This window comes from Microcoleus sp. S13_C5 (genome assembly GCF_036700845.1).
GTDB lineage: Bacteria > Cyanobacteriota > Cyanobacteriia > Cyanobacteriales > Microcoleaceae > Microcoleus.
Window position 1 is genome coordinate 74,096 of sequence record NZ_JAUBPR010000011.1, and the last position, 20,219, is coordinate 94,314.

At 46.7% G+C, this 20,219-nt stretch carries 22 protein-coding genes and 1 pseudogene; 10 read left to right on the plus strand and 13 right to left on the minus strand.

What is annotated here, in order from left to right:
* Positions 1 to 53 precede the first annotated feature (53 nt).
* Positions 54 to 551, minus strand: coding sequence for a pentapeptide repeat-containing protein (locus tag QUA04_RS05150; protein WP_333254413.1), 498 nt, complete (start codon positions 549 to 551; stop codon positions 54 to 56).
* Positions 552 to 660: 109 nt separating this feature from the next.
* On the opposite strand from QUA04_RS05150, the gene QUA04_RS05155 reads away from it, so the two are divergent.
* Positions 661 to 1,029 (plus strand): phage holin family protein, encoded by a 369-nt coding sequence (locus tag QUA04_RS05155; protein ID WP_333046840.1) that lies wholly within the window; start codon positions 661 to 663, stop codon positions 1,027 to 1,029.
* A 4-nt stretch (positions 1,030 to 1,033) separates the two neighbouring features.
* Here the strand turns inward: QUA04_RS05155 and QUA04_RS05160 are convergent, their stop codons facing one another.
* Positions 1,034 to 1,831 carry a cobalamin biosynthesis protein gene (locus QUA04_RS05160; protein WP_333254416.1) on the minus strand — a complete coding sequence of 266 codons (798 nt, stop codon included), beginning with the start codon at positions 1,829 to 1,831 and terminating at the stop codon, positions 1,034 to 1,036.
* 119 nt (positions 1,832 to 1,950) lie between these two features.
* On the opposite strand from QUA04_RS05160, the gene QUA04_RS05165 reads away from it, so the two are divergent.
* The gene (locus tag QUA04_RS05165) at positions 1,951 to 2,313 is read left to right on the plus strand and encodes a hypothetical protein (RefSeq protein WP_333254418.1); all 363 of its coding nucleotides are present in this window, start codon (positions 1,951 to 1,953) and stop codon (positions 2,311 to 2,313) included.
* Between the two features lie 50 nt (positions 2,314 to 2,363).
* Here the strand turns inward: QUA04_RS05165 and QUA04_RS05170 are convergent.
* Positions 2,364 to 2,611 (minus strand): annotated as a pseudogene (locus QUA04_RS05170) (TetR/AcrR family transcriptional regulator); the annotation flags it as partial.
* Between the two features lie 75 nt (positions 2,612 to 2,686).
* On the opposite strand from QUA04_RS05170, the gene QUA04_RS05175 reads away from it, so the two are divergent.
* Positions 2,687 to 3,049, plus strand: a complete 363-nt coding sequence (locus QUA04_RS05175; protein ID WP_333254422.1) for a hypothetical protein — start codon at positions 2,687 to 2,689, stop codon at positions 3,047 to 3,049.
* 8 nt (positions 3,050 to 3,057) lie between these two features.
* Here the strand turns inward: QUA04_RS05175 and QUA04_RS05180 are convergent, their stop codons facing one another.
* Together QUA04_RS05180 and QUA04_RS05185 are read right to left on the minus strand one after the other, a co-directional pair.
* Positions 3,058 to 3,579: a GNAT family N-acetyltransferase gene (locus QUA04_RS05180; protein ID WP_333254424.1), complete on the minus strand. Its 522-nt coding sequence runs from the start codon at positions 3,577 to 3,579 to the stop codon at positions 3,058 to 3,060.
* A gap of 24 nt (positions 3,580 to 3,603) precedes the next feature.
* Positions 3,604 to 4,221 carry a helix-turn-helix domain-containing protein gene (locus QUA04_RS05185; RefSeq protein ID WP_333056383.1) on the minus strand — a complete coding sequence of 206 codons (618 nt, stop codon included), beginning with the start codon at positions 4,219 to 4,221 and terminating at the stop codon, positions 3,604 to 3,606.
* Between the two features lie 282 nt (positions 4,222 to 4,503).
* Between QUA04_RS05185 and QUA04_RS05190 the strand changes: the two genes are divergently transcribed.
* Entirely contained in the window at positions 4,504 to 6,099 is a 1,596-nt protein-coding gene (locus QUA04_RS05190; protein WP_333254426.1) for a pitrilysin family protein, read from the plus strand.
* A gap of 175 nt (positions 6,100 to 6,274) precedes the next feature.
* Positions 6,275 to 7,756, plus strand: coding sequence for a pitrilysin family protein (locus tag QUA04_RS05195; RefSeq protein WP_333254428.1), 1,482 nt, complete (start codon positions 6,275 to 6,277; stop codon positions 7,754 to 7,756).
* A gap of 80 nt (positions 7,757 to 7,836) precedes the next feature.
* Here the strand turns inward: QUA04_RS05195 and asnS are convergent, their stop codons facing one another.
* Both asnS and QUA04_RS05205 read right to left on the minus strand, forming a co-directional pair.
* Positions 7,837 to 9,228, minus strand: coding sequence for an asparagine--tRNA ligase (gene asnS / locus QUA04_RS05200; RefSeq protein ID WP_333254430.1), 1,392 nt, complete (start codon positions 9,226 to 9,228; stop codon positions 7,837 to 7,839).
* Between the two features lie 109 nt (positions 9,229 to 9,337).
* Positions 9,338 to 9,703, minus strand: a complete 366-nt coding sequence (locus QUA04_RS05205; RefSeq protein WP_333254433.1) for a DUF2203 domain-containing protein — start codon at positions 9,701 to 9,703, stop codon at positions 9,338 to 9,340.
* 118 nt (positions 9,704 to 9,821) lie between these two features.
* Here QUA04_RS05205 and QUA04_RS05210 point away from each other — a divergent pair, with 118 nt between their 5' ends.
* On the plus strand, positions 9,822 to 10,097 hold the full coding sequence (locus QUA04_RS05210; RefSeq protein ID WP_333056391.1) for a DUF6439 family protein: 276 nt from the start codon (positions 9,822 to 9,824) through the stop codon (positions 10,095 to 10,097).
* 264 nt (positions 10,098 to 10,361) lie between these two features.
* Here the strand turns inward: QUA04_RS05210 and QUA04_RS05215 are convergent, their stop codons facing one another.
* Together QUA04_RS05215 and QUA04_RS05220 are read right to left on the minus strand one after the other, a co-directional pair.
* Positions 10,362 to 10,850, minus strand: a complete 489-nt coding sequence (locus QUA04_RS05215) for an anti-sigma regulatory factor (protein ID WP_333254435.1) — start codon at positions 10,848 to 10,850, stop codon at positions 10,362 to 10,364.
* 101 nt (positions 10,851 to 10,951) lie between these two features.
* Positions 10,952 to 11,293 carry a hypothetical protein gene (locus QUA04_RS05220; protein ID WP_333254436.1) on the minus strand — a complete coding sequence of 114 codons (342 nt, stop codon included), beginning with the start codon at positions 11,291 to 11,293 and terminating at the stop codon, positions 10,952 to 10,954.
* Between the two features lie 254 nt (positions 11,294 to 11,547).
* On the opposite strand from QUA04_RS05220, the gene QUA04_RS05225 reads away from it, so the two are divergent.
* On the plus strand, positions 11,548 to 12,441 hold the full coding sequence (locus QUA04_RS05225; protein ID WP_333254438.1) for an alpha/beta fold hydrolase: 894 nt from the start codon (positions 11,548 to 11,550) through the stop codon (positions 12,439 to 12,441).
* A gap of 145 nt (positions 12,442 to 12,586) precedes the next feature.
* On the plus strand, positions 12,587 to 13,573 hold the full coding sequence (locus tag QUA04_RS05230) for an aldo/keto reductase (RefSeq protein ID WP_333254441.1): 987 nt from the start codon (positions 12,587 to 12,589) through the stop codon (positions 13,571 to 13,573).
* 205 nt (positions 13,574 to 13,778) lie between these two features.
* Here QUA04_RS05230 and QUA04_RS05235 read toward each other — a convergent pair whose 3' ends face one another.
* The 3 genes from QUA04_RS05235 to QUA04_RS05245 all read right to left on the minus strand — a co-directional run bounded on the left by QUA04_RS05235 (position 13,779) and on the right by QUA04_RS05245 (position 16,003).
* Positions 13,779 to 13,910 (minus strand): hypothetical protein, encoded by a 132-nt coding sequence (locus tag QUA04_RS05235; RefSeq protein ID WP_333254443.1) that lies wholly within the window; start codon positions 13,908 to 13,910, stop codon positions 13,779 to 13,781.
* Between the two features lie 152 nt (positions 13,911 to 14,062).
* Complete coding sequence (locus QUA04_RS05240) at positions 14,063 to 14,203, minus strand: hypothetical protein (RefSeq protein ID WP_190736053.1); 141 nt, start codon at positions 14,201 to 14,203, stop codon at positions 14,063 to 14,065.
* Positions 14,204 to 14,311: 108 nt separating this feature from the next.
* Positions 14,312 to 16,003 carry a transglutaminase domain-containing protein gene (locus tag QUA04_RS05245; RefSeq protein ID WP_333254445.1) on the minus strand — a complete coding sequence of 564 codons (1,692 nt, stop codon included), beginning with the start codon at positions 16,001 to 16,003 and terminating at the stop codon, positions 14,312 to 14,314.
* 422 nt (positions 16,004 to 16,425) lie between these two features.
* Here QUA04_RS05245 and QUA04_RS05250 point away from each other — a divergent pair, with 422 nt between their 5' ends.
* Complete coding sequence (locus QUA04_RS05250; protein ID WP_333254447.1) at positions 16,426 to 17,292, plus strand: DUF928 domain-containing protein; 867 nt, start codon at positions 16,426 to 16,428, stop codon at positions 17,290 to 17,292.
* A 99-nt stretch (positions 17,293 to 17,391) separates the two neighbouring features.
* Here QUA04_RS05250 and QUA04_RS05255 read toward each other — a convergent pair whose 3' ends face one another.
* Positions 17,392 to 17,550 (minus strand): hypothetical protein, encoded by a 159-nt coding sequence (locus QUA04_RS05255; protein ID WP_333254449.1) that lies wholly within the window; start codon positions 17,548 to 17,550, stop codon positions 17,392 to 17,394.
* A 52-nt stretch (positions 17,551 to 17,602) separates the two neighbouring features.
* On the opposite strand from QUA04_RS05255, the gene QUA04_RS05260 reads away from it, so the two are divergent.
* Positions 17,603 to 19,723: a ShlB/FhaC/HecB family hemolysin secretion/activation protein gene (locus QUA04_RS05260; RefSeq protein WP_333254451.1), complete on the plus strand. Its 2,121-nt coding sequence runs from the start codon at positions 17,603 to 17,605 to the stop codon at positions 19,721 to 19,723.
* Positions 19,724 to 20,219: the final 496 nt, after the last annotated feature.

Genomic DNA, 20,219 nt, shown 5'->3' on the forward strand with positions numbered 1-20,219 from the left:
AGCCCGCCCCTATCAATATTCCACAAATTGAAATTATGGGATGATAAAATAAATCAGCGGCAGCCCAAAGAATCGCGAGTAGAAATCCTTGTTTGAGAATTAATCCCACTTGCCTTTGTGCACAATTCTTTAACTTGTGATCCGTCCATAATTGCATCAGTAAAGTCAGCGCCGGTGATATCAGCTCCCTCAAAAGTAGAACGCAACAAAATTGTTTCTGCTAATATTGCATCGCTTAAATCAGCCTTAGTAAATTTAACTTGATCTATCATTGCATTAGTTAAATCTGCTCCGTGCAAATTCGCCTGAGTCATCACCGAAGCGCTCATAATTGCTCCCCGCAAATCGGCATTAGAAAAATTAGTCAAGTCCATATTAGCGTTAGAAAACTCAGCGGCCCGCAGCATTTGACCAGAAAAATCGCGTCTTGTCAGTTCGGCGTTGCTAAAGGACAAGGGCGGAGCGTAATATTTAGATTGAGCCTGGGCTGGTTGCGGCAGGATGAAGATAGTTAGCGCCAAGAGGAATGCTGCTAGTTGCCGGAGTTTCATAAGTCTGATATTCTCGCAAGGTGGGTATTTCGTAGTGTATCCCGAACTTTGGTCGATCGACTAAACAGTTACAATCTTAATTAATAGTGATGGAGATGGAAAAAAAGATATGCTAAGTTTTTTCTTAACTTGGATAGTAGCAGCGGTTTCGCTGATCATTACCGCTAACATTGTACCAGGTATTGCGGTGGTTAGCTTTCCGGCGGCGATGCTGGCTGCTGTTGTTATCGGATTGGTGAACGCGGTTGTCAGACCGATTCTTACATTGCTGACGCTGCCTTTGACCATTATTACTTTAGGTTTGTTTTTATTCGTTGTGAATGCAATTTCGCTTTCCCTGGCTTCCTGGTTAGCGGGTGCGTTCAATATCGGCTTTGCGGTTAACGGTTTTTGGCCGGCTTTGTTGGGTTCCATTGTGTTGTCATTTGTTTCTGGGTTGATTGGTCGATTTGTGAATGCCAATACTTTGTCTCAGTAATACATTATCCCAGATACTCGATCGGGCAAACTGCAACCGCTACTGTTACCGCAGAACCCGCCCTAACCCCTCCTTGTGAAAGGGGGGGATTTTTGCTGCGAAATATTTGTTTAGGGACTAAAAGCTTTTCACGGGCGGGCACCATACCCACCCCACAAGCAGATTCACTCTTTGTGGAACAGGCATCTTGCCGGTTGTTGAGAATGGTACAAGATATCTGTTCGATCGCACAAAGTGCCGCGGCTTCTGCTACGCTGGGCGTGCCGACTTGTTTGACTACAATATTTGAAGGATTGGGGACTTCTACGGAACTTAAAATGTCAGCAGCAAAGGTTTTTAACGGCCAATTTCGCTCTTGACAAAGTTCCAACAAGCCGACTTCACCTGCTTTAGTGTCTATTGTAGCAATACCTGCGATCGCACTTTCGGCTAAATGATAAGCACGGCATACTTGTTTAATCGCTGTTTCGATTAATTCTCGCCCTGTTCCGCCTTCACAACCTATCCCTATCCACAACACTCTCGGATGCCACTGAACTTTTGGCAAAGCAGATTCCGGGGAAAATCTTCTCTGCGTGAAACTAATCCAAATTCGGGCTTTGATAGTTGATAGATTTTCCCCATCCCAATACAAAGAATGTTTTTCTGGCAGGCTGTTTTGCCACAAAGTAGAACCAACTTCTTGAATTACTTCGACAGTTTCCCCTCTAGCAAGAGCCGCCGCCACTCCTGCCCAGTCACCTTCCCCGCGCTGCCAGCCGCTGGGAATGCCTAGCATATCTAAAGTAAATTCATCGCTCATTATTCAGTTATCTATTCTGTAGTTTCACTGCGACCGCAATCTGTCAAAAAATTAACACTCTGTTTATTTAAACTTATGGTAGAATTGTAGCACAAACTACAAAAAGTCAAACATTTAAGATGGTAGAACTAAATCAGTTAGTGTTAGAGCTTGAAAGCAACCTCAAATCGGAAGGAGTGAAAAAAGAATGGAAAGAGCGCCGGTCAAGTTGGGTGAGCGATGTGGCAGCATCAGTTAACCTGACATATCTATCAGAATTGCTAGTTGAATTTGAATCTAACTTGCAGGGGAAATCGGTGAATATTCAGTGGGGAGAGCGCCGGGGCCGTTGGGTAGAAGAATGTCTGGCAGCATCGATTGTTCAAGAAGTATCAACTTTATTGCTGGAACTAGAAACCAATATCAATTCGGAAGCTATGGCTGATGAATGGCAGCAGAATCGCGAGAATTGGGTACAGCAAATGCACAAGTTTAAGGAGTAGTTTCGAGGAGTCAGAGCCTGTAGATATGCGTTTTCAGGCTCTAAAATTTCCTAAGGACTCATCACTAATTCTTCATCTTTCAGCAAAACCCCATTTAGAAAAATATCTGCGAGTCCTTCAGCCATTTCGTGCATTTGCTGCCAAGAAGAATTCGGCTCCATAATCGTAGTTGGACTGACTGAAGGACGCGACTGCCAACATTCCCACAAATACCTGAGCGACAATTTTCGGATTCATCTTTGGATAAACTTGTTTTTCCATCGCCGTTTCCAAATAAAGCCTCAGCCACATCGCTCATTATAAAAAACCAACAGTCTAAATCAATAAAATTTGTACAATTATAGCACAAACTGCAAACAAGACAAAACTTGATATGGTAGAACTAAACCAATTACTGTTAGAGTTTCAAGCCCACCTAAACGGGGACGCAGTGACGGAAGAATGGAAAGAACGTCGCAACTGTTGGATGAGCGAGGTGTCGGCAGCAAGTGACGAACAACACCTAGCAACCTTGCTAGTTGAATTAGAATCAAATTTTCAGCGAGAAGCGCTACAAAGTCTCTGGAAAATGATCCGTAAAAGTTGGGTAGAAGAATGTCATATAGCATCGACGCTGGAAGAAGTATCCAGTCTATTGCTGGAACTTGAAAGCAATACAACTTGGGAAGTAGTGACAGATGAATGGCAGAAACACCGGGAGAATTGGGTACAGCAAATGTACGAATTTATAGAGTAATAATTCACTTAATCAAAATCCACTTTCATGGTGAATGATGTCCCTCCTGTGCGGTTGATTGTCTCGCTTCCGTCAATTACTTTAAATCCTGATCGCTCGTACAAACTCAGGGCTCGATTCGAGCTTCTGACACTCAGGGATACCGATCGATAAGAGACTTTTGCTGCTGACAACAAACGATCCAGCAACTGCGTTCCTACACCCTGATTTGTATATTCTGGAAGAACGGCGATCGCCAATTCCGGGATAGTATCGTCAACCCAGCCAAACCCCTTGTCATCCTTTGTAAACAAACGCAGCCAGGTGGCTCCTACTGGCTGGCTCCCGTTCAATTCGATTGCTGCGAAGCCCAAATCGTTGGCACGTCCCCAATTCTTGACATATTTGGCAATTAAAGGATGATTGACAACCCCTTGCACCGTTGATTCGCCTTCTTCTGCCATGTGCGCCGCTTCATATAGGATTTGCCACAGAAAAGGCTCGTCTTCCTGCGTTAGCGGCCGAATAGAATAGTGCAAAATTAGACCCATAACAACTTTTCCCTGTTGACCTAATTATTCATCTTTCTGCAAAACCCCATTCAGAAAAATATCGGCTAATCCTTCAGCCATTTCCTGCATTTCCTGCGGAGAAGCATTCGGCTCCATAATCGTATTTTGACTGAAACCCGCGACTGCAAACATTCCCAAAAATACCTGAGCGACAATCTTCGGATTCATCTTCCGATAAACTCCTTTTTCCATCGCTGTTTCAAAAAAAGCCTCAGCAACATCGCTCATTTTTCCGATGACTTCCAACTGAATTCTGTCGCGCAAATCCGGGTGAAATTGCGCCTCCAAAAAACACACCCGCATCATGTCGCTATTCTCGCGGATATTCAGCATCCGTCGCCGCATCACCTGAGCCACTGCTTTGTAACTGCCCATCTCGCTCAATTCAGTCAGCAAATCCGTCAGCAACTCCACCCATCCTTCCGTCGCCACCTCAATCAAAATCGCTTTTTTATTATCAAAATGCCGAAATAGCGTACCCTCGGCCACCCCCGCCGCCGCTGCTAAATCACGAGTTGTGGTGCCGTCGTATCCGCTACGGGCAAACAACCGCTGAGCGGCTTGTAAAATCCGCTTCTTGGTTTCTGTTTCAGAAGGAGGAGACTGATTAAAAATTCGCATGGCTTTGCAATCGGTAATTTGCGACTTGGAACTACGGGTTCGGGATTGAAGGGCTAAATAATGTTAAGTTTTAAGTTGTGCGCGGCTTTTATCCCAAACTTAAAACTCCTCGCCGGCCCCCAGACCCTTTTTGAGATTTGCTGTATCAGCCTAACATCTGCGGCGCAACAGATCGCTTATGCCTCCAAAAATCTTTATCCTGAGAAAAGAATCTCTGGCCACCGAGCACAAACATTTTTTTGTTTGACAATCCAAAATCTAAAATCTAAAATCTAAAATCGAATGACCCCGCAGTTCCAAAAACCCCGTGAAGCGAAGCTATCCCGTAGGGAATCGCCCGATCGCCAAACTCGATTCATCGCCTCCCTACTGGCCGCTGTACTGCTGTGGTGGGGAATTTCTCCCGAAATCGCCCTCGCCCGCCCCAACCCCGCTAGTGGCTCCCAAGCAGTCTCTGTTCAACCGTCGCTCGATCGAGTAATCAGCCAAGTCAGCGAATTTAAGCTCGACAACGGCATGAAATTCATCGTACTCGAAAGGCCCAGAGCGCCCGTAGCATCGTTTCTGATTCACGCCGATGTGGGTGGGGCAAACGAACCCGACGGCAAAACCGGAGTCGCTCACTATCTCGAACATTTAGCCTTCAAAGGCACGCCAAAAATCGGCACTACCGACTACCAAGCCGAAAAGCCGCTGCTAGAAAAACAAGACCAACTCTTCGAGCAAATGCAAGCAGCCAAGGCCAGCGGTAAAACTGAAGAAGTCGCCACATTAAAAGCAGAATTTGACAAAGTTGAAGCCGAAGCTTCGCAATTTGTCAAGCGCAACGAACTCGGCAAAATAGTCGAACAAGCCGGCGGAGTCGGACTAAATGCCCAGACTTCCACCGACGCCACCATGTATTTTTACAGCCTGCCAGCTAATAAGTTAGAACTGTGGATGTCCCTGGAATCCGAGCGATTTCTAGAACCAGTATTTCGGGAATTTTACAAAGAAAAACAGGTAATTTTAGAAGAGCGCAGGCTGCGAACCGAGAATTCTCCGATCGGACAAATGGTTGAAGTTTTTGCCAACAAAGCTTTCTCTGTTCATCCCTACCGCCGCCCCGTAATTGGCTACACTGAAGACATTAAAAACCTTAGCCGCAGCGACGTGCAAAAGTTTTTCGATACTCACTACGTCCCCAGCAAGCTGACTGTGGCGGTAGTAGGAGACGTGAAAGCTTCGGAGGTGAAGCGACTCGCTCAAATTTATTTCGGCCGTTACAAGGCGAAACCAGCGGCTCCAGAATTGCAAATTGTCGAACCTCCCCAAACGCAAACTAAGGAAGTCACGCTGAAATTAAAAACTCAACCTTGGTATTTGGAAGGATACCATCGGCCGGCGATGAATCATCCCGACAATGCGGTTTATGAAATGATTGGTTCTTTGCTCAGCGATGGCCGCACTTCTCGGCTTTACAAATCTTTGGTAGAACAACAGCAATTGGCGCTGGCGGCTCAAGGTTTTAGCGGTTATCCGGGGGACAAGTATCCGAATTTGATGTTATTTTACGCTCAAACTGCTCCGGGCCGCACGGTTGATGAAGTAGCCTCCGCTTTGAGCAAGGAAATCGAGCGCCTGAAAACTGAGCCGGTTTCTGCTTTGGAATTGGAGCGAGTGAAAACTCAGGCGAGAGCCGATTTATTGCGATCGCTCAATTCTAATATGGGCATGGCATTTGCGCTGGTGGACTATCAAGTAAAAACTGGTTCGTGGCAAAATTTGTTCAAGGAATTGGATGAGATCGCGGCTATTACTCCCGCTGACATTCAGCGTGTCGCTCAGGCAACTTTCCGCCCGGAAAATCGCACGATTGGCAAGCTTTTGCCACTGTAAGAAGAAGGAAAAAGGAAGTTCGGCAACGGATTATGTAACGGATGTAACGGATGTCAGGAAGAAGGAAGAGGGAATAAGGAAGAGGCAAGAAACACTCGTTTCCAGGCTCTGCCTGGGAACGCATATCGGCGAGGCTCTGCCTCGAATTGTCAACTTATGAAACATTGGAGAAAGAATGAAAAGGACTAAATTGAGACTAAAAAAAGTAAAGTTATTTCTGCTGTCGCTTTGCTTTTTTACTGTTTCACTTGGCACGTTTAATTTGTTACCTTCCTTAGCGGCTGCACCGAAACACTACGACGAATTAACATTCCCGGCGGTGCCAGAAATTAAATTACCTAAATATACTCGATTCGAGCTGAAAAATGGCATCCGGGTGTATCTGATGGAAGACCGGGAACTCCCGTTAGTCGGGGGAACGGCGCTATTTCGCACGGGCGAGCGCTTTGAACCTGCTGATAAAATCGGATTGGGAGGTTTGACGGGAGAAGTGATGCGAACTGGCGGCACCAGCCGGCATACGGCTGATGAATTAAATCAGTTGCTAGAACAGCGAGCAGCTTCGGTAGAAACAGGGATTGATGTTGCTTCGGGTACCGCTAATTTTAGTGCTTTAGCTGAAGATGTGGAACCCGTGTTTGACTTATTTGCGGAGGTGATTCGGGAGCCAATATTTGCTAAGGAAAAGTTGGATTTAGCGAAGAACCAAACTCAAGGTGCGATCGCCCGCCGCAATGACGATCCTAACGGTATTACCGGCCGCGAGTTTCAAAAATTAATTTACGGCGATCGCAGTCCTTACGCGCGCACGGTAGAATACAAAACCCTCGCCAATATTTCCCGCGACGATTTGGTGAGTTTCTACCAGAAATATTTCCATCCCAAGAATATGATTTTGGGTATTTCTGGCGATTTTGATACAGCTAAAATGCGATCGCTCGTCGAGCAAAAATTCGGCAACTGGCAACCGAGTCAAAGTACACAAGTGCCGCCGTTACCAACGGTATCGCCGGCAAATCAAGGTGGCATATTTTTGGTAAATCAGCCACAATTAACCCAAAGTTACGTGCAAATGGGACATTTGGGCGGAATGCTCAGCAGTCCCGATTACGGTGCTTTGGACGTAATGAATGGGGTTCTCAACGGTTTCGGTGGCCGTTTGTTTAATAACGTGCGATCGCGCCAAGGTTTAGCCTACACAGTATACGCGGCTTGGAGTCCGAGATTTGACTATCCGGGGATGTTTGTGGCTGGAGGCCAAACGCGATCGGACGCCACAGTACCGTTTATCCAGGCGATTCGGGCAGAGATCGATCGTATCCGCACCGAACCAATTACCCCGGCAGAGTTAGCTTTTGCTAAAGATTCCACCCTAAATTCTTTCATCTTCAAATTTGAAAATCCCAGTCAAACTTTGTCGCGATTAATGCGCTACGAATACTACGGTTATCCCGAAGATTTCATTTTTCGCTACCGCCGCAGCATCGAAGCAGCAACAATTGCCGACGTGCAGCGCGTAGCCAAGACTTACTTGAAACCGGAGAATTTGGTAACATTAGTAGTGGGAAATACGGCGGCAATTGAACCGCCGTTATCGAGTTTGGGAACTTCGGTAAAAGTGCAATCTGTTGATATCACAATTCCCTCCGCGACTTAATTTATTTGTGATTATGAGTCGCTGATCTGGGTAAGGACACGGCATTGCCGTGTCCCTCCTCTTTGTCGCACAATCCTCCACTAAAAATCAATACTCAAAGGCGCTCTCGGAAACGGAATCACATCCCGAATATTCCCCATTCCAGTCATAAACTGCACTAACCGCTCAAATCCCAAACCAAACCCAGCGTGAGGCACAGTACCGTAGCGGCGCAAATCCAAATACCACCACAATTCCTCCTTATTCATACCCTGCGCTTCCATGCGCCGCTCCAACACATCCAGCCTTTCTTCCCGCTGCGAACCGCCAATTATTTCCCCAATATTAGGAGCCAAAACATCCATTGCTCGCACGGTTTTCTCGTCCTCATTTAAACGCATATAAAAGGCTTTAATCCCGACGGGATAATCGCTGACAATGGTCGGCTTTTTAAATAAGTCCTCAGCCAAATAACGCTCGTGCTCGGACTGCAAATCCAAACCCCAACTTACCGGAAAATCAAACTTTTTGTCGGCTTTTTCCAAAAGTGCGATCGCCTCCGTATAAGTAATCCGCTCGAACTGATTATTAATGATATTTTCAGCAGTAGCCAAAACCGTTTTGTCAATGCGTTCGTTGAAAAACTCCATATCTTCCGGGCAACGATCCAAAACGTATTTAAAAATGTACTTTAAAAACGCCTCAGCCAAATCCATATCTCCCTGCAAATCGCAGAAAGCCATCTCCGGTTCAATCATCCAAAACTCCGCCAAATGCCGCGAAGTATTAGAATTTTCCGCTCGGAAAGTCGGGCCAAAAGTGTAAACATTGCCGAAAGCCATGGCCATAACTTCCGCTTCCAACTGGCCGCTAACTGTTAAATAGGCGCGCTTTCCAAAAAAGTCTTTAGCATAATCAACCTCTTGCGAATCAGTGCGCGGCACATTCTTTAAATCAAAGTTGGTAACGGCGAACATTTCCCCCGCCCCTTCGCAGTCGCTAGCAGCAATAATCGGAGTGTGAACCCACAAAAAACCGCGTTCTTGAAAAAATTGGTGTACCGCCGCCGAACAAGCATTGCGGACTCGAAAGACAGCACCGTGGGTGTTTGTGCGCGGTCGCAAATGCGCGATTGTCCGCAAAAATTCAAAGGAATGGCGCTTTTTTTGCAGCGGATAAGTTTGCGGGTCTGCATCGCCGTAAACTTGTACTTGTGAGGCTTTCAACTCAATTCGCTGTCCTTTTGCCGGAGACGCTACCAGTACTCCCGACACTTCTAGAGATGCACCTGTATTCAGTTGTTTGAGTACATTTTCAAAGTCTGGCAAATCTGAATTTATCACTACTTGCAAGTTAGCCATCGCCGAACCATCGTTGACTTCGACAAAGGCAAATTCTTTCAATTCGCGCTTAGTGCGAACCCAGCCTTGAACAGTTACAGTTTCGTCGGGTTCACCTGCGCGCAAAATTGCTGCTATTCGTTGATTTGTCATATCCACTCCTGTTTATTTAATATTTTGCACCATATTTCTCTCTTTTCTCTTCCTCTGCGCCCTCTGCGCCCTCTGCGGTAAATAAAAAAATCATAAATCTCAACATAGTTCAACCTGCATAGGATTTCAAAATCCAACCGATCAAAATGCCGAGTCCCCCAAAGCGAACTGCTTGCCAAAAAGGTTGTTTTATGCTTCCCCAAGAAAACAGGCTGCTTTCTAAATTCAACTCGATAGTTTCCAATTCTTGCTCAATTTCCCGCAATTCTTTTTTGAGTTCGGGCAATGGATTTTGGCGCTTGGACTGGCGGATTTCTTCGCGCCGATGGCCGAGTTCGACTTGGCGCTGTCGATCGACCTGAATTTGAGTGTACCGTTCTTTGACTGCTGCGAGCGATCGCTCCACTGCTGCGAGCGCTTGAACAAACTCACTTTCTTGCTCTTCCCGATTTAACTCTGACGGCTGTTGAGGCATTTCGATCTGCAAACCTGACAATAATAATAAAAAAAACCGATTTCCAATTAAGTTGTTATTATATGCAGTATATTTTTTAAATTCAGAAACGGCAGCCAAATCCGTATAATTGCCAATTATGCTTGAAACTACACAAACAACCCAAACTGTCAACCTCAACGAGCTTAGCACGGTAGAACTAGCCCAAGCTCTCGCCGCGCGCCTCGCCATCCCCGAAAAAGATTGGCACCGCCTCAAAGCAAACCGTTCCGCGCGAGCCTGCGAGCAAGCTGCGGCCGCTTTGGTCTTTTTGCTCAAAAAACAGCCTGAAGAGGCTCTCCCGCGCTTAAACCAAGCAGCAGGATGGCTGGATCGATCGATATCCGCTCCTCCCTGTCCCACCCACGGCAAATAATTAGATTGCTTCGCTCTTGGTAACGCTTGGCGGTTTTGAGTTTTGGCTTGAGTAGTCGCTCAAAACTTAGACAATCGCGCCACTCGATCGAGCAGCGCGATTGTGAGTTCAAAAGATTTATACTTTTTTAACTCAAAACTCACATTTTGCATTATGATCAGCTATCAATAGCCAGATACTCCAATTTCTCACTGCAAGCTTCAGCCCGAGAACGAAAAAATTTCCCGGTCTAGCTGAGGTTAAAACTGCTGCCAAATAGCGGTGCTAGCGCAAGCGAGGCAGTCGGTAGGGACTGGCAAGTTCTTTGCACAGCCGTAACTCTGTACCTTCAGAATTCCACTCTACCCGATCGAATATTTGGTAAAGAATAAACAACCCCCTACCACATTCCTGTTCCACATGAGGTAGTCCAGAGTTATCGGCAACGTCCTCTGCGAGGAGATTGTCGCAATCATCGGTATAAAGGTTACAACTGCAAGGGGCATTAAAGCCAGAACCTTCATCCGATATCACCCACCAATATTGGTTTTGGACGATCGAAAAACGGACTCCAACAGTTTTACCGGGGTCTAATTTGTTTCCATGCTTAGCAGCATTTACCAAAGCTTCTTGAAGCCCCAACCGCAATTCCGCTTGCCAGTAATCTGGCACCTCTGCTAGGAGCAGATCCAAAATAGGACAAAGGTATAGAGTAGAAGCGAAGCTAATCGTAATCCAATTGCGTCCGACGGGACGAGGTGAAATAGCAATCACTCAGAAAACTCCCTAACTTTCAGGTGGATAAAGTTCACACCCTGCATAGTTGGCTCCCTAGTATTCAAAATGCTAATTAATTGAGCGGCGCAGCTCTACTTCTATATTAGAGTATCAAAGCAATTAAGAACAGCAAACAAAGTCACAAAATATTCTGCGATTCTGAGAAACTTCTGCAGAGAACAATCAGTAATTTTACTTATAACTTCTTCCAGGCGCGAAATTTTTGATGTCGGCTTTTGCCAACTAGCAATGCTGAGGCTACCTGCATCCCCCAAGTCGTCAACACCTCTTGAACAAACGATCCCCACCTGGAAAAGCTCGGAAATAACTATAAAAAAGTCGATCCCTTGACCCTCGCCCATCAGGTTCGACCCTCGCAGCCCCAGGGCAAGAACCATCGCCCAGAGCTCTCTCTTACCGCCAAACAGCAAAATCATCATACCTAGGTATGTTGCAGCCAAAACCCGATTTATTTTCCTAAATGCGAGCGGGCCAAATATCTCCCATTGCTACGCCCCTCATAAAATCAATATTCGTTACAAAACTTATTAATCCTGAGTGCGGGAGATCGCGAGTTCTCAACTCGCCCAAATTGACCAATCCTTTGCTGGCGAAACTCCAGTGCGTTGGTCAAACTATATAAATCTGAGCGTCGCGATACAATAGTTAAAGTAAATAATTATTTCTTTACATTATGCAAGCAACCCCAGCCATGACCTCCGCCCCCATAGCCGGCACTTACTGGCAGTGGCGGGGGCATTCAGTGTACTACGTTCGATCCAGCGATCCGCATCCAGAACGCCCTCCCCTGCTGTTAATTCACGGTTTTGGAGCGTCCACAGACCACTGGCGCAAAAATATCAGCGGCCTGAGCAAAGATTTTGAAGTGTGGGCGATCGACCTGATTGGATTCGGGCGATCGGCAAAACCCGAATTGCAGTACAGCGGCGACCTCTGGCGCGACCAACTCCACGACTTTATCACCAACATCATCGGCCGGCCCGCCGTACTAGCCGGCAACTCCCTCGGAGGCTACGCCGCCTTGTGTGTAGCAGCCCAGCGCCCCGAATCAGCAGCCGGACTCATATTAATCAACAGCGCCGGCCCCTTCAGCGAACCGCAGCCCGCACCCGAAGCCCCGCCCTTGCAAAAAGCCATATCTGCGGTAGCTAAAACCTTATTTCAGCAAGATTGGGCAAGTTTTCTGCTGTTCCAGTACGTGCGCCAGCGATCGACAATTCGGAAAACCCTAGAAAAAGTTTATCTTGACCAAAGCGCCGTCACAGACCAATTAGTAGAAGAAATTTACCTTCCCTCCTGCGATCCCGGTGCCCCCAAAGTATTCGCCTCCGTATTCCGAACACCCCAAGGCGAAAAAATCGACGTATTGCTGAGTCAATTAAAATGCCGATTGCTAATGCTGTGGGGAGAAGGCGATCCGTGGATGAATTCCGCAGAAAGAAGTGCCAAATTTCGCAAACACTATCCGCAGTTGACAGAACATTTTATCAAAGCCGGTCACTGTCCCCACGACGAAGTACCAGAACAGATAAACGAACTGATTCGCGCATGGATAATTGACCAATAGTCGATCGGCACATAGATAACTTTTCCCCCGGCCATCTCCTCCCTTGGATAGGGGGAAAATTATCCGATTTGCCGTAAATATCTATTTATTATGCGAACATAAAGGCGGTTAATTTCTACTCAAATATTCTGAGGAGACGGGAACCATGACCGGCAAAAAAACTCGCCGCAATTTTATATTGAGCAGTATAGCTGTTGCCAGCGGCATTGCAGGCGCTAAAGCGATCGAACAGCAGGATCTAGAAATCGCAGCCGCACCCAATAACAAGGCGGCCACCACAGTAAAAATGCCAGAACGACTGTTAGGCAACACCGGCGTGAAAGTGCCGATTTTCGGTTTGGGGGGGGCCGGACAAACACCGCTGTCGCAGCCGGGAAGAGAAGCAGAAGCAGCGGTGCAAATTGAACGCGCGATCGAACTAGGCATTCGCTATTTTGACACGGCGGCCGAGTATGGGCCCAGCGAAGAAAACTTAGGCAAAGTTTTGCCACCATATCGATCGCGCCTATTCCTAGCCACAAAAACCTCCGCCAGAGACAGAGACGGCGCGTGGAGAGACTTAGAGCGATCGCTCAAAAGATTGAAAACAGATCGGCTAGACTTGTGGCAACTCCACCACGTCTCATTCCAAACAGAATTAGACCAAATTTTCAGTGCCAAAGGAGCAATAAAGGCGATCGAAGAAGCCAAACAGCAAAAAATAATTCGTTTTTCCGGCATCACCGGACACCACGAACCAGCCATCATTGCCGCAGGCTTGCAACGCTATCCTTTTGACACAACATTAATCTCCCTCAACGCTGCCGAAAAACATCACCCGCGCTCTTTTGTTATCAGCGCTTTACCAGTCGCCAAAGCCAAAAATATCGGCGTTATAGCCATGAAAATACCAGCTTACGGCAAATTATTTCAGAACGGTGTTTTAGATGGAATGCACCAAGCAATGGGCTACACGCTTTCACTTCCCGGCGTGCACTGCTGCGTCATCGCCGCCGACTCAGTAAAGCAATTAGAAGAAAACTTTAAAGTCGCCCAAGCATTCAAACCCCTGAACCAAACAGAAATGGCAGCACTTGAAAAACGCACCGCCGCCGCTTGGCAAGAAAATACATTTTTCCGACAGTGGACTTAAAATACCAACTCCAAAATCCATTTTTTCCTGGGTGTTTGTTGTGGTGTATTTGTTGTGGCGCGGGCGTCCCGCCCGTGAATCATCTTATGTGCGATCGAACGAATGCAATCCCATTGTTTTGTAGTCAGGACTTGACTCCTCATAAAACCACTAGAACTCAACTCCTCACCACAAACCTACAATGTTTATGTTACCGAAATTGCTTTTACCTGCGGTGAAAATATAGCAACCGCCAAGCCGATGAGGAGAGTTGAAATTGCTGAAACAACCATTGCGATTGTTCCGTCTTCCTTCTTCCTTCTTCCTTCTTCCTGACATCCGTTACATCCGTTGCCAAACTTCCTTCTTCATGACATCCGTTACATCTTGTACAGTGCTCGTTGCCGAACTTCCTTCTTCCTTCTGCTATACCTCAAATCAAAAAACAAGGCGGCCAAGCCAGGTCGCCCTGTTTTTTATCATAAAAAATGCAATTTGTCAACAGAAAAGCTACTTTTTTTTCCGTTTAGCCTTATCTAACCGCCTGCGATCGCGCCACTCAACAGAAGTCAAATAAGCGACCCCGCCAGTCACCGTCACCAGCAGTACAAAGGCCACTAAAACGAGAAAATTAGCAATCGAAAATTCCACAACCCCTCTTCCTCTGATTTTACATTTTCTACTTTCGATTTTAGATGAAAATTGTTAACAATTAACACTTAAATGTTGACGGCTAACAGTTAACTGTTAACACTCCATTCAAACTGCTGGCAACTCTTCCAAAATTGTAAACCTCACATGATTAATTGCCAGACTCCCCACGGAAACATCCTCCTTGTTTAAAGGAAGACCACCGCTCGTGAGACCTTGAAATCGGATTCCCTTGCCAATTTCTACATGATACCAAGCCAAACCCATAAAAAATCGCAAAGGATAAGGGCCTCTGTCTTGAATATCATCAGGATTAGATTCCATCGGCACCCAGCCAAAACCTGGAATGTAAAATTCCAGCCAAACGTGATTGAAATCCGGCTCCAGCGACACACCTTTTCTGTCAGCAAAAGCCGGACACTTGTAGCGGCCGATCGTGCGGCAAGCAATCCCGTTTAACCTAGCCAAAGCTAACAACAGTCCCACGTATTCGCCGCAGGAACCGATACCACGGCGCAGCACAATATCGGGAGTGTCAATGTGAGGTCTAATTCCGTAAGAAAGTTGATCGTAAACAAAATTACGAATGCTCAGCAATTGCCTCAGAATGTTAGTTTCCGAGCCAATGGCAGCCACAGCAGCCGATCGCACAATCTCCGTGTCCATCGCCAAATTGTCATTATCCACCAAATACTTAGCGGCAAACTCCGGGGACAGCTTCGGAATCTTTTCGACATCCCGAGGCGACAACTGATACTTAATAGAGCGAAGTTCTAACAAAGCCTTCCAGCCAAAAATTCGGCGTTCCCCAGGGTGCAGGCGATCGAACTTAAACACCGCCACCCGTTCCCCTTCCTGAATTTCCTCAGTAAAAGGCATTCCAATCGGCGTAATTTTCCTGACCTTTTGCCGGTGAGTTTCCGAAGGCAAAGCAATGCGCCACTCTAAATTTTCGATTTCTACCTCATCGAGAGGAGACAGTTCCTCCACATAAGACATTTCGATCAAAAAACCGTTTGACAGAGCGTAGCGCTCGGCTTCATTGTAGTGAAAATATAAAGGGTGAATAAAAGTGCGATCGCGCTTCGTCAACTGAAAAGGATCTTCCGAATTCGGGTCATCCCGGATGTAAAGTTCATCCCCGGCATAAGCCACGTACAGAACCTCCTCCCCGGTTTCGGAATCCTTGTGAAAAGCCAAACCAGAAGGCGACTCAAAGGGAGTCAAAACGCTAAATTTAATCTCTCCAGTTCCCCGTTCCAAACAGTAAACAGTTTGCTCTGTCTTGTCGCAAACCCAAATTTCCTCATCCCGGACTGTGATATTTTCTACCCCAATACCGGGAGCGTAAAACCGAGTAATTTCCCGACCAGTTTTCAGGTCAAAAACCAGAATCGATGCTAATCTCTGGCAAGTCACATAAAGCGTCGATTTCCACACAGCAATCCCGTCAGCAGGATAAGAAAGTGAAACAAAATGTTCCGGCTTGAGTTCCGCGATCGCCCCGTCCCGAATTGCGCCCCGACAGCAACAAATATCCTCATCCCGCGCAAACCAGAGAGTATCTTCCGAAATAGCCAGCCCCGTTGCGCCGGCAAACTTAGCAGTTTGATAAGGATTCAAAACAGTAGTGTTGTCACTTTCTCGATCGATCTCCAATAGCAGCCCTTCGGCGCGATCGACAGCGAACAACCTATTTCCTAAAAAAGCAATGCCGTGCAGTGCCAAAACCCCGATGGGTCTTACCATCCGCAGCCCCGAAGGCTGTTTGTCCGAGAGAACAGGTGAATCGAGATTCATGCTAAATTTCTTGCCGGTATTGTACAGAAAACCTGATTTGTAACTTGTAGCCGATCGCTTGAGGTTCACCAGCAAAATTGCCGAGTTTCCTTATATCCAAGACTGACGCATCAACCGGGTGTTTTTACGAAAAGACGCCTTGTAGCCTCTTGTCTGAGTTAAAAAACCCGGAATATTAGTCTTTGTCAAAGTTGGGTTTAACAAGCTCAACCGAACCTGCTGCCGTGAATGGAAGTAAGTATAACTACTAAGCTGCCACTGAAAAACGCGACAGAGAATTCTATGTTGAGCAGACCGACCAAACTAATCGTATCTACCTGAAGATATAAATTAAGTACAACAGATTACTATATCCGTCCAAACCTTGGATAGAATAAAACCGTGCGATAAAGTTCCTAGGTTCATCAAAAGGCAGGTTCGTCATGGCTTTGAAGTCTGCTCTAAATATCGGTGTTCTTTCCTTAATTCTGTCTTTAGAGACAGTTGCCGCCGGTAGTTTTTTAATACCAGCAGAGGCTCTCAACAGTCGCGCCAACATTGTCCAGCGCCCCTCACCACCGCAGCTACCCCTCAACTGGCAAACAGTTCAACCCCCTGAAACCAGCGGAAGCAGACCGAAAATTCAGCCAACGAGTTCCACGTGGAATAGCTTTCAACCGCCGGAGGACGGAGTACCCGGAAGGCGGGAAGGGGGAGGAACCCGCGGCTTAGAATGCCCCACGGCCACAACTGCCTTAACTGCCTTGATTCCCCAATCAACTATGGGGCAAACCATATCAGCAAAGCCGACATTTTTCTACTACCTTCCCGTAGCCCTCGACAAAACAGTTCAGTTTGAGTTAGCAGACCAAAGAGACAAGACATTATACAAAAAAAGTTTTCGCATGGTAACTAGCCGTGCAGGTATCATTAGCGTCAGCCTCGGCTCCGATGACAACTCGCCAGCCCTGGAAGTTGGCAAAAACTATCAATGGTACTTTACTATCAAATGCAACCCAAAAAATACAAGAGATGATGTTCTCGTTTCCGGGTGGATCAACCGCACCGCACTCGCCCCAACCGTGAAAACAGAGTTGGATCGATCGTCCGATCTCACCAAGCTCAGCATCTTCGCCCAACAAAGTCTCTGGTACGAGTACCTGGCGACTCTAGCTCAATTGCGTATCGAGTCTCCCAGTGATGCCAGTTTAGCGATCAAGTGGTCAGCAGTGCTCAACTCAGTCGAACTCGGCAAAATAGCCCAAGAACCCTTAGTCGCAAGTGAGTTAACACCTATCACAAGAAAATAATTCAACACCAGTTTCACGCAAAGAATGCAACGGTAGGCCCGTGCCCCAAACCCTGATAGCCATAAGTCATTGCCAAATCTAAAATCTAAAATCTAAAATCTAAAATGGTATGACTGGTGCAGCAAGTACGAAAAACTCGGTTTCGAGCGCGGTATTTTGCAGCGCCACAGATAATTTGTGGCTGTTGCGGGTTGTTTGGTCGATCGTCCTAAATAAATTAAAATTTTTGTACTGATCAGCAGTTCGGACTTCTGGCATCTTGAAAGCCGGACTGTGGAGATTTTTATGGTCAAATTTCGCCTAATACTAAATGATAAACTGGCATAGTCAAGCAGCCAACAAACTTATTTTAGAGAAATTATTAATTATGCGCCCGAATGCAAATATTGCACTATTTCGGTTGGGGATTTCACTTGTAACTGCGCTCCCGATGGCTTGCTTGTATGCCAATAAAGCTATATCCCAAACAAACGATATTTCTCAGTTGCCCGTCGCCGCTGACAACTTAGCAGATACGGGCAATCAAGTATTAGCACTGCAAAAACTGGAAATCAAGCAGGATGAAACAGCAACAAACTTAAATCAGCTTCCCGATTCGATCAAGAGTAACCCGGAACCAGAAACACAATCGAACCCCGCCGAGAACAGACATCTTGCCTGTTCCACAATCGATGAAACTGCTTGTGGTGCGGGCATCTTGCCCGAACAAACAAATCTGGTTAACAAAGATCCCCAATGTCAGAACCAGCTAGATTGCAATCATGTTTTAGCCCAGAACCTACCCTCGCCGCCTCCAAACCTGCCACCGCCGCCGACGAAGCCAGATCCAAATCGCGATCGATTTCTGCAACCGGCCCCGCAGCCTTCCCCAGAACCTCCCCAAGTACCGCCAACAGTAGCGCCAGGGCCCCCGTCGCCAGTTCCCCCAACGCTGCCGAATACACCAATTGAGGTGCAGAAAATTCAAGTAGTTGGCAGCACAATTTTAAGCCAAGATGAAATTAATGCCTTAGTCAACCCCTTAGAAGGCCGTTCTACCACCCTAGAACAGCTCAAACAAATCGCCGACAAAATTACCGAAATTTACCTCAATCGTGGCTACATCACTTCGAGAGCAGTCTTGCCGCCCCAAACTATCACCGCAGGGGTAGTCCAAATTCAAGTTATCGAAGGCAAGCTGGCCCGAATCGAGGTAGAAGGAACTAAAAGATTGCATCCCAGTTACATCCGCAGCCGGATTCGACTCGGGGCGGGAATGCCTTTAAGCACAGCTTCATTAGAAGACCAACTCCGGCTACTGCGAGTCGATCCTTTATTTGACAATGTAGAAGCCAGTCTGCGGGCTGGGGATAATGAAGGCGAGAGCATTCTGATCGTCCGAGTCTTGGAAGCTAATCCGTTTCAACCTAGTTTCAGCATTGACAATTACTCGCCTCCCAGTGTCGGTTCCGAAAGAGTGGGAGTTAGTTTGCGGCACCGCAATATAACAGGAAATGGCGACGAACTTGCGGCGGCTTATTACCGATCGCTCGGCGATTCAGACGTGTTTGATTTCAGCTATCGCGTGCCGCTAAATGCGATGAACGGCACTTTGCAATTGAGGGCTGCACCGAATCGCAACAGTATCGTACAAGCACCTTTTAACCGTTTTGACATTTCGGGAAAATCGCATTTATTTGAAGTTAGTTACCGCCAGCCGCTGCGGAGAACGCCGATCGAAGAATTTGCCTTGTCGGCAGGTTTTACTTATCAGACAGGCAGAACTTTTCTCGGTGGCGAACCGTTTGGTTTTGGTATCGGCCCGGACTCCAATGGTGTCAGCACTACGAGCGCAATTAAGCTGGGACAGGACTACATTCGCCGCGACCCGCAGGGTGCTTGGGCCTTGCGATCGCAATTTACGATCGGCACTAGCTTGTTTGATGCTACTCACAACGAAGGTTCAGAACCGGACGGACAATTTTTTAGTTGGCTGGGTCAAGTGCAGCGAGTACAGCGATTGAACGACAAACATTTATTAATTTTGCAGTCAGACTTGCAGTTGTCAGCTAATAGTTTGTTGCCCTCCCAGCAATTTGTAATTGGCGGCGGGCAATCTTTGCGCGGCTACCGCCAAAATGTCCGTTCTGGCGATAACGGCTTCAGAGTTTCGATCGAGGATCGGATTACTTTGCAGCGCGATGCTTCGGGAAATCCAAAACTTCAATTGGCTCCTTTTTTGGATGCGGGTACGGTGTGGAACGTTGCCAATAATCCTAATAAATTAACCAATCAAACATTTTTAGCAGGTGTGGGTTTGGGGGTAATCTGGGAACCGATACAGCGGGTGAACCTGCGCGTAGATTACGCTCTTCCTTTGGTGAGAATTAGCGATAAAGGCGACAATCTGCAAGATAAGGGAATTTACTTCAACATAATTTATACGCCCTAAAATGAGCGATCGGCCGCTCTGCTACCCATATAAATTGTCTGTTATGGCAGAGGGGAGATGGGAAAAGTGCGGGAGTGAGAGAGGGAGACAGTCGAGCGTTACGGCAGTTGATCGCTACGGCACTCGATCGCCCTCAACAGGTCTTTTTTTAAGAGAAAAATGGTTAAAAAAACACCGGATACAACAGATCCCCGAGATTACACCGCCATTAACGTCTGGAGTATCGAACAACTCCAATATCTGGCATCAAGGTACAAACTCAAAGACTATGGAGAGATGAGTAAATTGGAATTGATAGAAGGATGGAAAGAATTGAGCAAAATAAAGGATAAAACTTCAATATAAGGTGCAAAAGCGCGACGCATCGCGTTTTCAACCAGGAGGCAATCGCTACATTTTGAAGATGGTAGTTATCTATATAGGGCTTGCTGGATAAGTGCAGAAAGGTTACACGGCGCGGTTATACGATCACGCGATCAAGAGTAAAGTGCAAGAT